Source organism: Streptomyces sp. SID14478, assembly GCF_010548525.1.
Lineage (GTDB): Bacteria > Actinomycetota > Actinomycetes > Streptomycetales > Streptomycetaceae > Streptomyces.
On record NZ_JAAGMG010000385.1, the window covers coordinates 1 to 12,190 of the forward strand.

At 68.7% G+C, this 12,190-nt stretch carries 12 protein-coding genes and 1 tRNA gene; 3 read left to right on the plus strand and 10 right to left on the minus strand.

The genetic code is table 11. The features are described from left to right. The 3 genes from G3I40_RS12605 to G3I40_RS12615 all read right to left on the minus strand — a co-directional run. A partial coding sequence (locus tag G3I40_RS12605) for a tetratricopeptide repeat protein (protein WP_164302249.1) occupies nt 1–327 on the minus strand: 327 nt, incomplete at its 3' end. Nucleotides 328–568: 241 nt separating this feature from the next. Then, nucleotides 569–642, minus strand: a tRNA-Met gene (locus tag G3I40_RS12610). 43 nt (nt 643–685) lie between these two features. After that, nucleotides 686–3,628 carry a UPF0182 family protein gene (locus tag G3I40_RS12615; protein WP_164302258.1) on the minus strand — a complete coding sequence of 981 codons (2,943 nt, stop codon included), beginning with the start codon at nt 3,626–3,628 and terminating at the stop codon, nt 686–688. Between the two features lie 141 nt (nt 3,629–3,769). On the opposite strand from G3I40_RS12615, the gene G3I40_RS12620 reads away from it, so the two are divergent. Then, complete coding sequence (locus tag G3I40_RS12620) at nt 3,770–4,312, plus strand: PPA1309 family protein (protein ID WP_164302250.1); 543 nt, start codon at nt 3,770–3,772, stop codon at nt 4,310–4,312. 78 nt (nt 4,313–4,390) lie between these two features. Here the strand turns inward: G3I40_RS12620 and G3I40_RS12625 are convergent, their stop codons facing one another. The 4 genes from G3I40_RS12625 to G3I40_RS12635 all read right to left on the minus strand — a co-directional run bounded on the left by G3I40_RS12625 (nt 4,391) and on the right by G3I40_RS12635 (nt 7,496). Then, nucleotides 4,391–5,479: a PDZ domain-containing protein gene (locus tag G3I40_RS12625; protein ID WP_164302251.1), complete on the minus strand. Its 1,089-nt coding sequence runs from the start codon at nt 5,477–5,479 to the stop codon at nt 4,391–4,393. 74 nt (nt 5,480–5,553) lie between these two features. Continuing rightward, nucleotides 5,554–5,718 carry a hypothetical protein gene (locus tag G3I40_RS46445; protein WP_203643928.1) on the minus strand — a complete coding sequence of 55 codons (165 nt, stop codon included), beginning with the start codon at nt 5,716–5,718 and terminating at the stop codon, nt 5,554–5,556. A 104-nt stretch (nt 5,719–5,822) separates the two neighbouring features. Beyond that, a complete protein-coding gene (locus tag G3I40_RS12630; protein WP_164302252.1) occupies nt 5,823–6,287 on the minus strand; it encodes a molybdenum cofactor biosynthesis protein MoaE in 465 nt (154 codons plus the stop codon). Nucleotides 6,288–6,383: 96 nt separating this feature from the next. Beyond that, entirely contained in the window at nt 6,384–7,496 is a 1,113-nt protein-coding gene (locus G3I40_RS12635; RefSeq protein WP_164302253.1) for an NAD-dependent epimerase/dehydratase family protein, read from the minus strand. Nucleotides 7,497–7,687: 191 nt separating this feature from the next. On the opposite strand from G3I40_RS12635, the gene G3I40_RS12640 reads away from it, so the two are divergent. Together G3I40_RS12640 and G3I40_RS12645 are read left to right on the plus strand one after the other, a co-directional pair. Further along, nucleotides 7,688–9,154, plus strand: coding sequence for a zinc-dependent metalloprotease (locus G3I40_RS12640; RefSeq protein ID WP_164302254.1), 1,467 nt, complete (start codon nt 7,688–7,690; stop codon nt 9,152–9,154). Next, entirely contained in the window at nt 9,151–9,675 is a 525-nt protein-coding gene (locus G3I40_RS12645; protein ID WP_164302255.1) for an NUDIX hydrolase, read from the plus strand. Before G3I40_RS12640 ends, G3I40_RS12645 begins: the two co-directional genes overlap by 4 nt. A gap of 136 nt (nt 9,676–9,811) precedes the next feature. Here the strand turns inward: G3I40_RS12645 and G3I40_RS12650 are convergent, their stop codons facing one another. The 3 genes from G3I40_RS12650 to G3I40_RS12660 all read right to left on the minus strand — a co-directional run. Next, nucleotides 9,812–10,567 (minus strand): AIM24 family protein, encoded by a 756-nt coding sequence (locus G3I40_RS12650; RefSeq protein WP_164302256.1) that lies wholly within the window; start codon nt 10,565–10,567, stop codon nt 9,812–9,814. A 15-nt stretch (nt 10,568–10,582) separates the two neighbouring features. After that, nucleotides 10,583–11,263 carry an AIM24 family protein gene (locus tag G3I40_RS12655; protein WP_164302257.1) on the minus strand — a complete coding sequence of 227 codons (681 nt, stop codon included), beginning with the start codon at nt 11,261–11,263 and terminating at the stop codon, nt 10,583–10,585. An 11-nt stretch (nt 11,264–11,274) separates the two neighbouring features. Then, the coding region (locus G3I40_RS12660; protein ID WP_203643930.1) for an AIM24 family protein at nt 11,275–12,190 on the minus strand (916 nt) is incomplete at its 5' end.

The window sequence follows — 12,190 nt, forward strand, 5'->3', positions numbered from 1 at the left end:
GGCGGGGGCGGAGCCGGCGACGGCGGCGACCCGCCACCATCCGGCGGCCTCGTCCGCGTAGCCGCGCTGGTGGAGCAGGACACCCAGGTTGTTGGCAGCGGCGCGGTCGCCCTCGCCCGTGGCGGCACGCAGCAGGGGCTCGGCTCCGTCGAGATCACCGCGGCGCAGCAGCATGGCGCCGAGGGCGCTCATCGCCTCGACGTCACCGGCCTCCGCGGCCAGCCGCCGTCGTGCTTCTTCTACCGCCTCGCCGGGTTCGTCCCGGTCGGAAGGCTGCACAAACCGCCCTGTCTCCCACAGAGTTGCCTTGTCCCCCATAACGTCCATCGTCGCACCACCCGCAACCTGGGTACACCTGGAATACCGCAGCCATTGAGGTCACTTCAGCGTTTTGTCGACATGCCCACAGGGAGACAAGTGAAACACAATTTTCCCAACTCCCCCCGGACGGCGCGGCCTTCGTACTGACTTGGTACGCACGGCGCGCACATGCCAGCGGCCCGTGACAGCCGGGGTATCGACGCACCGAAGGCCCGGAAGCCTAAGCTTCCGGGCCTTCGATCATCAGTAGCGGGGACAGGATTTGAACCTGCGACCTCTGGGTTATGAGCCCAGCGAGCTACCGAGCTGCTCCACCCCGCGCCGTTGTGTACAAACCGTACCACGGCGCGGAGGGGTGCCCTGCTCAGCCGCCGGCGGCCTTGTCACCACCGGTCTTGTCGCTGTTCTTGTCGCTGTTCTTGTCACTGGGCTTTTCGCTGCCGCCGGTGTTCTTCCCGGCGTCCTTCTCGGCCTGGGTCTGGGCCTTCTCGGCTCGCTGCAGTGCTTCCTGCAGCTTGTCCTGCGCCTCGCCGTAAGCGGTCCAGTCGTTGTCCTTCAGAGCCTGCTGGCCGTCCTCGAAGGCCTTCTCGGCGTCCGCGAGGGCCGCCTTGACCGTGGAGTTCTCCGGTGGCTGCGTGGTGTCCCCACCGGGTTTCTCCGGTTCGGTCGGTGTCGCCCCGTCCACCTTGAAGGCTTGGTTGAGCGCGTCCGACAGGGAGTTGGCGAAGCCCATGCTGTCCCCGTAGGAGACCGCGACCTTGCGCATCAGTGGGTACTCGGCATTGCGCCCTTGCGCGTAGATCGGCTCCACGTACAAGAAGCCCTTGCCGAGCGGGACCGTGAGCAGATTGCCGTACAGGACCGTCGAGTCCGCGCCCTTCATGTCGCGCACCCACTTCGCCACGTCACCGGAGGAGTTGAGCTTGTTCTGCACCTGCTCGGGTCCTTGGACCTTGTCCTCGGTGACTCTCAGCAGCCTTATGGCGCCGTAGTCCTTACTGGTGGCGTCGGCGTCCACCGCCATGAAGGCGCGCAGGTTGGGCCTGCCGCTCGGCGTGAACGTCGTCGTCAGCGAGAACTGCTGGCTGGTCTGCCCCGGCATCTTCATGGACAGGTAGTACGGCGGGACCGCACTGTTGTCCTTCTTGGTCGGGTCGTTGGGGACCTGCCAGGCGTCGGACGCGTTGTAGAACTGGTCCGAGTCCGTGACGTGGTACAGGGACAGCAGCTCGCGCTGGACCTTGAACATGTCCTGCGGGTAGCGCAGGTGCTCCTTCAGGTCGGCAGGGATCGCGCTCTTGGGCTCGACCGTGTCGGGGAACGCCTTCTTCCAGGTCTTCAGGACCGGGTCGTCGTCGTCCCACGTGTAGAGCTTGACCTCGCCGGTGTACGCGTCGACGGTCGCCTTCACCGAGTTGCGGATGTAGTTGACCTGGTTCTGCTGGGTCACCACGGCGCGCTGGTTGTCCGCCTCGTTGAGCGAGTCGGCAGTGGTGTCACCCAGCGTCGTACGGGACGCGTACGGGTAGCCGTTCGACGTCGTGTAGGCGTCGACGACCCACTTGACCTTCCCGCCGACGACCGTCGGGTAGGCGTCACCGTCGATGGTCAGCCACGGCGCTACAGCCTCGACGCGCTCCTTCGGCGTGCGGTTGTACAGGATCCTCGAACCCTCGCCGATGGCGCCCGAGTAGAGGATCTGCGGCTCGCTGAAGGCCACCGCGTACGCGGCGCGGTTGATCGGGTTCGAGAGGTTGACGCCGCTCTTGCCCTTGTAGCTGGTGGTCTGCTGGGTGCCGTCGTCCTTCTCGTAGTCCAGCTCCTTCTGCGGCCCGCCGACGATCGAGTACTGCGTCGTCTTCTCGCCGTAGTAGATGCGCTGGTTGTACTCGCCGAGGTCACCGGTGGTCGGCAGTCCCGATTCGGTGAACGTCGGGGCGCCGTCCGAGGACGTCGACGTGCCCTTCGCCGTCACGGCGCCGTAGCCGTGGGTGTACACGAAGTGGTCGTTGATCCAGTTGCGCTTGTCGGCCTTGCTGAGGTTCAGCTCGCGCAGACCGACGACGGTGTCCTGGCCCTTGTAGCGGTCCACGTCCAGGGTCGTCGGGAACTGGTAGTACTTCCGCTGCTGTTCGAGCTGCTGGAACGTGGGCGAGACGACGTTGGGGTCGTTCATGCGGTAGCTGGCGGCCGAATCGGAGTCCGCCCGCTGCTGCTTGGTGTCGTCCGAGCCCTTGCCGCTGTAGTCGACCGGCGTCGCCTTGTCGATGCCGTACGCCTTGCGGGTCGCCTCGATGTTCTTCTCGATGTACGGGGCTTCCTTGGACTGCTCGTTCGGCTGGACCTGGAACTTCTGGACGATGGCCGGGTACAGGCCGCCGATCAGGATCGCCGAGAGCACCATCAGGCCGAAGCCGATGACCGGCAGCTGCCAGGTGCGCCGCCACAAGGTGGCGAAGAACAGGACCGCGCAGATGGCGGCGATGCAGAACAGGATCGTCTTCGCCGGCAGGTACGCGTTCGCATCGACGTACCTGAGGCCCGTCCAGTTGTCCGTCGCCTTGAAGTCGCTCGACTTCACCGCGAGGCCGTACCGGTCGAGCCAGTACGCGACGGCCTTCAGGGTCACGAACACGCCCAGCATGACGGAGAGGTGCCCCGTCGCGGCCGCGGTGGCACGCGCGCCCGGGCTGGTGATGCGCAGCCCGCCGTACAGGTAGTGCGTCAGCGCCGCGGCCACCAGGCCGATGACGGCGGCCGCGAACCCGAAGCCCAGCAGGAAGCGGTACCAGGGCAGGTCGAACGCGTAGAAGGACACGTCCATGTGGAACTGCGGGTCCTTCTGGTGGAAGGGCACGCCGTTCACGAACATCAGCCACGTACGCCACTGGCTGGCGGCCGAGGCGCCGGCGATCAGCCCGACCAGGGCGGTGATCGCGAGCAGCAGCCACTTCTTGAAGGGCGCGATGCCCATCCGGTAGCGGTCGAGGCTCTGTTGTTCCATCGACATCGCGCTCAGCGGCGGACGCAGCCGGTGCGCCAGCCAGATGTTGACGCCGACGGCGAGGGCCATGAGCAGACCGAAGACGAAGAAGAGCCCGATCTTCGTCCACAGGGTCGTCGTGAAGACGGACGAGTACTTGACCGACCGGTACCAGAGCCAGTCCGTCCAGAACCCGGCGAACATGACGAAGGCCATGCCGAGCACGGCCAGAACGCCCAGCGTCAACAGCAGCGTCCGGGCACGTCGGGAAGGTCGGCCCACTCTGATCCGCGGTCCCGTCGGGCCCCCGCCGCGGTCCGGCATCTGGAAAGCCAAGGTGCGCACCTCGAAAGTTCAGTAATCGATCGGTCAGGCCCCCGAGATCGCGGACCCCATCACCTATGCAACTTACTCACGCTTTACTCAGTTCCCGGTTCGGGGGAGGAACGAGGCAGGATTGTGACCATGCCCAACACTCCCATGGCAGCGAGCCCCCTCACCCGGGCCGTACTCGAGATCGACGAGTACGCCTCCGGCCTCGGCTGGGACCAGCCCGCCCGCCTCTTCGCCCTCGTCGACACCGGCGCCCTGCGCGCCCAGGAACCCGCTCTCGCCGCCCAGCTCGGTCTGGAGGGCGAGCAGGAGGCCCCCGGCCTCACCCCGATCGAGCAGGACGAGATTCCCGCCGACAAGGCACTGGACGACTTCCTCGGCACCATCGCGTGGCCCGACGCCGTCGTCGGCTGCGCCCTGACGGTGGAGCGCCTCATGCTGCCGCCGTCAGCCGAGGCTTCCGTGCCCGAGGGCCTCAGCGACAAGAAGCTCACCCGGTGGGTCGCCGAGCACCCGGAACGTCAGGAGGTCCGGATGACGGTGGCGGTGCTGCGCGACGGCACCCGCGACGCGGCCCTGAGGCTGCGGGAGAAGGACGCGCCGACCGAGGTCCTCACGGGCGCGGCCCTGGTGCCCGGGCTCGCGGAGGCCCTGGCGGCGACGTTCGCCGAATGACGTTTTCCACTTCTACGTAGAGGGGCGCGCCGGGAGATCCCGGCGCGCCCCTCTACGTAGAGCCGTGTGTCCGCGTGTTCAGCCCTTGGTGGTGCACTTCGGCAGATCGGCGGTGTTGCCGCTGCGAATGTCCTTCAGTGCGTCCATCGCGTCGTCGATGGTGTCCACCTTGACGAGCGTGAGGCCGTCCGGGGTGTCCTTGGCCGCGGTGGCGCAGTTGTCCTTCGGCGTCAGGAAGTACTGCGCACCCTTGTCGTGGGCGCCGACGGTCTTCATGCCGATGCCGCCGATGGGGCCGACCTTGCCGTTGTCGTCGATCGTGCCGGTGCCGGCCACGAACTTGCCGCCGGTCAGGTCCTCGGACGTCAGCTTGTCGACGATGCCGAGGGAGAACATCAGGCCGGCGCTGGGGCCGCCGACGTCGGCGAGCTTGATGTCGATCTGGAACGGGAAGGTGTGGTCGGTGCCGGCCTGGATACCGACGATGGCGCGGTCGTCCTCGGCCTTGTCCGTCTTGATCGTCACGTTCTCCGTACGGGTCGCCTCCTTGCCCTCCTTCTCGGCCGCGGCGGCTTCCTTGACGGGCACGACGGTGAAGACGACGTTCTCGCCGGCCTTGTGCTTGGTGACGAGCTTGGCGACGTCGGTCGGCTTGGTGACCTTGGTGCCGTCGACGGCCTTGATGACATCACCGGCGTGCAGCCTGCCCTCGGCGGGGCTGTCCTTGACGACGGTGGAGACGATCACCCAGGACTTCACGGGGATGCCCAGCTCGTTCAGGGCGGCGACCTTGGCGCTCTCCTGGGACTGGCTGAACTCCTCGGCGTTCTCCTGCGACGACTGCTCCTCGGTCTGACCGTCCGGATAGAGCGTGTCGTGCGGCACCACGATGCTGTCGTGGGCGAGCCACCCGTAGACGGCCGACACCAGGTTCATGTTGTAGTCGGCGCTGGTGACGCGGACCGTCGTCATGTTGAGGTGCCCGGACGTCTCGTACGTCTTGTGGCCAGAGATCTGGATCACGGGTTCGCCGCCGTGGTCCGCGAGTGTGTTCACCGTCGGTCCCGGCGACATCTCCGAATAGGGCACTTTGATGAGAACCCCCGCGCAGAGCAGCGCGATCAGCATCAGGGTCGAGGCGAGCATCGTCGCAGTGCGGCGTGGCATGGAACGACAGTACGGGACGCCCCTGTCAGCGCACCTGTGGGGCCGGGCCGTACGAGATCGGGGCCCGGGCCGGGTCAGGTGCCCGAGTGGGACTTCTCCATCGCCTCACGGAAGCGCGAATAGCCGCTGAGCTCGCTCGCATCGCCCGTCTTGTGGCGGTTGCGCCCGGCCCAGATGCCCCAGAGCCCGGCACCCACCGCAGCGACCACCGGAATCAGCAGCCACATGAGCGCTGCCATGCCGACCTCCCGACCCCTATGAGCGACCACAACTGACTGATCAGCAGATTAACCATCCGCAGTGTCAACGCTCGCCGCAGGGGTGCGGTTACGCAACCGGAGCCTCAGCAGGCTCCGACCCACTCCTCCGTGCCGTCGGAGAACTTCTGGTGCTTCCAGATGGGCACTTCATGCTTCAGATCGTCGATCAGCTTGCGGCACGCCTCGAAGGCCTCGCCCCGGTGGGGGCACGACACCGCGACGACGACGGCGAGATCCCCCACCGTCAGATCACCGATCCGGTGGACGGCCGCCAGGGCGCGTACGGGGTACTCGGCGACGACCTTCTCCGCGATGCGCCGCATCTCCGCCTCGGCGGTCGGGTGGCACGAATAGCCCAGCTGATCGACGTCGGCCCCGCCGTCGTGGTTGCGCACGGTCCCCACGAAGAGCGCGGTGCCGCCCGCCGCGTCGTCGCCGACGGCCTGGAAGACCTCGTCGAGGGAGAGCGGCGTCTCACGGACGGCGAGCAGCTTGATCGGGTCCTGAGCGGCTTGCTCACCGGGATGGTCGTGCTGGGTGGGTGCCATGTCCTCATCGTGCCGTACACCGCCGACAACCGTGAATAGCGCTTTCGACCGGCACGCACGCGTGGCGGCTTGGAGTCTCCTACGAGCCGACCGGCTTCAGATGCGTCGCCGCGCCTTCCGTACGCGCCGCACCACGGCCGCCGTGCCCAGCAGAGCCACCGTCGCGCCCGCGGCCCCGGCGGCCGTCGCGTCCTTGCGCCCGAGTCGCCGCCCGGCCACTGTGCGCCGGCCCGCGACCTCTTCGAGGAGTTCGGCGAGGACCTCCTCGTTCGTCCACTGGGGGCGCCATCCGGCGTCGTGCAGCCGGCTGCCGCTCACGACCCACGGGTACATCGTGTAGGCGAGGTCCCCGGCGGGCGAGGGCGTCAGGCCGATGCGGTGCAGCCGCGCGGCCGCGCCGAGCGCGACGGTCGAGGGCAGCTCCATGCGCCGGATCCCGCTGAGCTCCTCGACCTCCTCCTGCTCCAGCCATCCGTCGCAGCCGACCGCGAGTTCCCCGTCGACCTTCTCCAGGACCGCGTACTCCAGGGCACTGCACAGATCCTCTACGTGACAGAACTGCCAAGCGGGCCGCGAACCGGCCACTACAAGAAGGCGCGGCGACTCGAAGTAGCGCGTCAGGGCCGTGTCGGTGCCGCCTACGAGTACCCCGGGACGCACCACGGTGACGTTCAGGCCGGGGTGCGCGCGGGGTGCCCGCCGGGCGAGCCGCTCGATCTCCAGCAGGTCGCCGACGCCCGTGGCCTCCGCCGTGGCGCGCAGTTCGGCGTCCTCGGAGAGGGGCAGTTCGTTGTCCTCGTGCGCCCCGTAGACCATGGCGGAGGTGCACAGCACGACGCGGTGCACCCCGGCGGCGGCCGCGGCGGTCAGCACGGTCTGGGTGCCGCGCACGTTGTAGGCGGTCCGGGCCGCGGGGTCCGACTCCAGGTCCAGGTCGAGTGCCAGGTGCACGACGACGTCCGCGCCGCGCAGCTTCTCGGCGATGGCCGGGTCCCGTACGTCCAGGATGTGCCAGGTCGCGGACGCGCACTCGCCCCGGCGCTCGTCGATGGCGAGCACCTGCTTGATCTCCTCCGACGCGGCGAGCCGCTCGGTGAGCAGGGCGCCGATGCCGGATGCGGCACCGGTGACCGCGACGACGGGGCCGCGTACGGCCGGACTGGTTGAGGGGTTTCGCGCTGCGCGAACCTGCGGATCTGGGGAACTCACCGGGCGTCTCCAGCGGTTGTCTTCAGTACGTATGTGTATGACGCGTACGTACCAGGAGGCATCCATCCTGCCGCAGGCCATGAGTCGGCGAAGCACCGAGGCCCGATCCCGCCATGGTGTCTACGCTGGGTGTGTAGTCGGGCAGTCGCCGCCGGGACAGAAACCGGTGGCCTTACCAGCCGAGGAATCCCGTGAGTGACACCCCATTTGGTTTCGGCCTTCCGCCGGAGGAGCCGGACGACGGCGACGAGGGCAAGAAGAAGGACCAGCAGGGCGGTGGCGGTCAGGGACCGGCCAACCCCCTCGGATTCGGGTTCCCGGGCCTGCCCGGCGCGGGCGGCCCGGGTGACGCGGGCGGGGACAACCCGTTCGCGGCCATGTTCGGCTCGATGAATCCGAACGATCTGGGGGCTGCCTTCCAGCAGCTGGGTCAGATGCTCTCCTACGAGGGCGGCCCGGTGAACTGGGACATGGCCAAGGACATCGCCCGCCAGACCGTCTCCCAGGGCACGCAGGACGGTGTGAAGGACGCGAGCGTCGGCCCCGCCGACCGCACCGCGGTCCAGGAGGCCGTGCGCCTGGCCGACCTGTGGCTCGACGACGCGACGTCGCTGCCTTCGGGCGCCGGTTCCGCCGTGGCGTGGAGCCGCGCCGAGTGGGTCGAGGCGACCCTTCCCGCGTGGAAGGAGCTCGTCGACCCGGTCGCCGAGCGCGTCGGCCTGGCCATGGGCGACGTGCTGCCCGAGGAGATGCAGGCCATGGCGGGCCCGCTCATCGGCATGATGCGCTCCATGGGTGGCGCCATGTTCGGCTCGCAGATCGGGCAGGCCCTGGGCGTGCTCGCGGGCGAGGTCGTCGGGTCCACCGATGTCGGCCTGCCGCTCGTCCCGGCCGGCAAGGCGGCGCTGCTGCCGCTGAACATCGAGGCGTTCGGCAAGGACCTCGGCATCCCCAAGGAGGAGGTCCGCCTCTACCTGGCGCTGCGCGAGGCGGCCCACCAGCGGCTGTTCTCGCACGTGCCGTGGCTGCGCTCGCACCTGTTCGGCGCGGTCGACGGGTACGCGCGCGGCATCAAGGTCGACACCTCGAAGCTGGAGGACGTGGTCGGCCAGTTCGACCCGCAGAACCCGGAGCAGATCCAGGAAGCACTCCAGCAGGGCATGTTCCAGCCGGAGGACACCCCGGAGCAGAAGGCCGCCCTGGCGCGTCTGGAGACCGCTCTGGCGCTCGTGGAGGGCTGGGTCGACGCGGTGGTCCACGCGGCCGCCAAGCCCCGCCTGTCGTCCGCCGACGCGCTGCGTGAGACGCTGCGCCGCCGTCGTGCGACCGGCGGCCCGGCGGAGCAGACGTTCGCGACGCTGATCGGTCTGGAGCTGCGTCCGCGCCGTCTGCGCGACGCCTCGCGCCTGTGGGCCTCGCTCACGGACGCGCGCGGCGTGGACGGCCGTGACGGCCTGTGGGCGCACCCGGACATGCTGCCCACGGCGTCCGACCTGGACGACCCGGACGGCTTCGTGCACCGCGAGCAGCTGGACTTCTCCGAGCTGGACAAGATGCTCGGCGAGGCGGCCGGCGGCTCCGCGCAGAAGCCGGACCTCTCCAAGGGCAAGGACGACGACGAGAACGACGACAGCAGTGAGGGCGACAGCGACAAGTGAGCCTGTACGACGACGCGGTTCTCGTACTCAAGAGGTACGAGGACCAGCCGGAGCTGCGCCAGGCCTACCTGGACCATCTCGCCGCCCACGGTGACGCCGCGATGTGGAAGTCCTGCACCGCGGGTCACCTGACGGCGAGCGCCCTGGTGATCGATCCCACGCGTGGGCGGGTCCTGCTCACGCTGCACAAGAAACTGCAGATGTGGCTCCAGATGGGCGGCCACTGCGAGCCCGGCGACCCGACGCTCGCGACCGCGGCGCTGCGCGAGGCGACCGAGGAGTCCGGCATCACGGGGCTCACGCTCCTGCCCGGCGGCCCGGTACGCCTGGACCGGCACCCGATCCCGGGTCCGTGCACTCAGCACCTGGACACGCAGTACGCGGCGCTCGCCCCCGCGGACGCCACGGAGGCCATCAGCGACGAGTCCCTGGACCTGCGCTGGTTCCCGTACGCCGAGGTCGCGGATGTGGCGGACACGTCGGTGGTCCGTCTCGTGGAGGCGACGCGGGCACGGCTCTGAAGGCTGTTGGTACGTAGGGTACGGGTAAGGGGCGGTCACCATGGGCGACCGCCCCTTACACGCGTCTGTACGTCTTACACGGAGCTGTACGGCTTACACGTAGCTGTACGTCTTACACGTAGCTGTACGTACGCCATCAGCTCCAGACGTTGCCCTGGTTCTGGCCCCGGGCGCCCTGCTGTCCCATGCCGTACTGGGCTGCGAGCCCCTGCCCCACCGCCGCGTGCTGCGGGGGCAGCAGCTCGCTGGGCTGCACGAGCGCGTAACCGGTTCCCATGAAGCTGAGCTCCCAGCCCTCGCCGGTGTTGCCCCGGCGGCGCCAGACGCCCGAGGAGTGCGTCTGTGCCTGCATCTGGACCCGCAGCCCGTTCGACCAGGCGACGATGGCGTCCGCGTCGGCGTTGACGTAACGGTCGGGCGTGACCTGGAGCATCAGCGGCTGGCCGGACGTCATCAGGGCGACCTTGCCGCGCCCGGTGATGTTCAGCTGGTACTTGCCGGAGCCGGAGATGCCGAACTGGCTGTCCACGGCGATGACTTCATGGTGCAGCGACGAGTCCATCGCCAGCACGTAGCTGCTGTCGACGGTCAGCCCGTCCTGCTCGACCTCCACCACGTGGATGTACTGGGCGAGGTTCGCGAGGTAGACGGTGCCCTGCCCGTGGCAGCGCATCAGGTCGAGGCCCTCGCCGGTCTGCGCGCGAGCACGCCGCTGTCCGGACGACTGGTACTCGCCGTCGAACTCCATCAGCCCCTGGTAGGCGACCATCGAGCCCTTACGGGCGAGGATGTCGTCGTGGCCCTCCAAGGTGACCCGCAGCATCTGCGGGTTCTGCACCGTGTAGCGCTCCTGGTTCTGCTGCTCGGTGTACGCGAAAAGCGGGCTCTGCATGGTGTGTGCTCCCCCTCAGCCCCGGGCTCGGAGACGGTCGGTGCTGTCTTCACTGGGCTGTACGACGACGATGCCCTCCCCGGAGAAGCCCATCTGGTAGGCCTCGCCGCTGCCGCGCCCGATGAGCGAGCCGGCCCGGAAGCTGCGCTTGCCCTTCACCTTCAGGTTCGGCGACCAGGCGAGGAGAGCGTCCGGGTCCACGTACGTCTCGTCCTCGCCGCGACCGCAGTCGACGACGATGGGCGTGCCGCGCGAGGTCAGGGCGACGTGTCCCTGACCGCCGACCTTGATGTTCCACAGGCCCTGCCCCGCGAACTTGGCGAGTCCCTTCACGCGCTCGACGCCCCACTGGAGGTGCGCGTCGAAGGCAAGCAGGTTGGTGCCGTTGACGGAGAGGGACTCGCCACCGAGGTTGATGACGACGACGTCCGCTCCGTAGTCGGCGAGATACAGCAGACCGTCACCGGAGCACTTCATAAGAGGCGCGCCCTCGCCGGTGATCCAGTCACGGGCGATCTGACGGACAGCGGGCGGGTTGGGCTCGTACTGGACGAAGCCTTCGTAGGCGACCATCGAGCCCACGCGCGCGAAGAGGTCGTTACCGGTCTGCATGGCGACCTTCAGCATGTTGCTGCCGTGGTTCTCCATGCGGGCGGCTACCGGGGTCGGGGCGAAGCCCGCGAGCGGCTGGTTCATGACGGGCTCCCTCAGACCTCGTACGGCTGGACGACGATGAAGTTTCCGGGGGCGCCCCGGAACTGGAGGTTCACGCTCTCCCCGCTGTGCCCCGGATAGGCGTTGCGGCGCATCCGGACCTGGCTGGAGATGATCGCCTGAGCGGCCGCGGACCAGGCCACGACCGCGTTGCAGTCGGCGAACGTCGTCGGCGTCACCGGCAGCACCACGGGCGTCCCGTGCGTCTTCACGACGACGGTCCCTGTTCCCTGGAACTGCATGACGAACAGGGCGCCTCCAGGGATGCCGTGGCCCTCGATCCTGCGCACTTCGTACTGAAGGCTCTCGTCGAAGGCGAGCACGTTCTCCGCGGAGACACAGATCGCGTCGCCCTGGAGCTCGATGGGGTGCAGGTGGGTGGCCTCTTCCGCGAGGAAGACCTGGCCGCGGCCGGTGCAGCGCATCAGCTGCATCTCCTGGCCGGTGGCATTGCCCACGATGCGTCCGGCGAACCCGGCACCCTTGTAGCTGAATTCGACCTTGCCCTGGTAGAGCACCATGCTGCCCTGCCGTGCGAGCACGGGCTGGTCGCCGCCGGCGCCGAGGTCGACGCGGATCAGCTTCTTGTTCTGGAGCGTCCAGCGCTGCCCTGTGGGCGCCTCGCGGTACTTCTCCAGCGCGGCTGCCACGCCTGGTGCCGGGGCCTGCTGCGGGACGCCTTGCGGGGCGCCGTACGGGGAAGGCGCGGCGGGCGGCTGACCGTAGCCGGGAGGTGCGGTCGGCGGCTGTGCCTGTTGGCCGTAGCCAGGAGGCAGGGGCGCGCTGCCCTGCCCCGGGACCTGCCCGAACTGCGGCTGCTGGGGCGGTTGCTGCCCGTAGGGAGCCGGAGGCGGGGGCGGCGGCACGGTGCCCGGCCCCGGGGCGAGCGGGGCGACGATGGTCGGCGCC

Coding starts and splice junctions, on each gene's coding strand:
- G3I40_RS12620 (WP_164302250.1), top strand. CDS start 3,770: ATGCCCAACACTCCCATGGCAGCGAGCCCCCTCACCCGGGCCGTACTC.
- G3I40_RS12615 (WP_164302258.1), bottom strand. CDS start 3,628: ATGCCGGACCGCGGCGGGGGCCCGACGGGACCGCGGATCAGAGTGGGC.
- G3I40_RS12655 (WP_164302257.1), bottom strand. CDS start 11,263: ATGAACCAGCCGCTCGCGGGCTTCGCCCCGACCCCGGTAGCCGCCCGC.
- G3I40_RS12650 (WP_164302256.1), bottom strand. CDS start 10,567: ATGCAGAGCCCGCTTTTCGCGTACACCGAGCAGCAGAACCAGGAGCGC.
- G3I40_RS12630 (WP_164302252.1), bottom strand. CDS start 6,287: ATGGCACCCACCCAGCACGACCATCCCGGTGAGCAAGCCGCTCAGGAC.
- G3I40_RS46445 (WP_203643928.1), bottom strand. CDS start 5,718: ATGGCAGCGCTCATGTGGCTGCTGATTCCGGTGGTCGCTGCGGTGGGT.
- G3I40_RS12625 (WP_164302251.1), bottom strand. CDS start 5,479: ATGCCACGCCGCACTGCGACGATGCTCGCCTCGACCCTGATGCTGATC.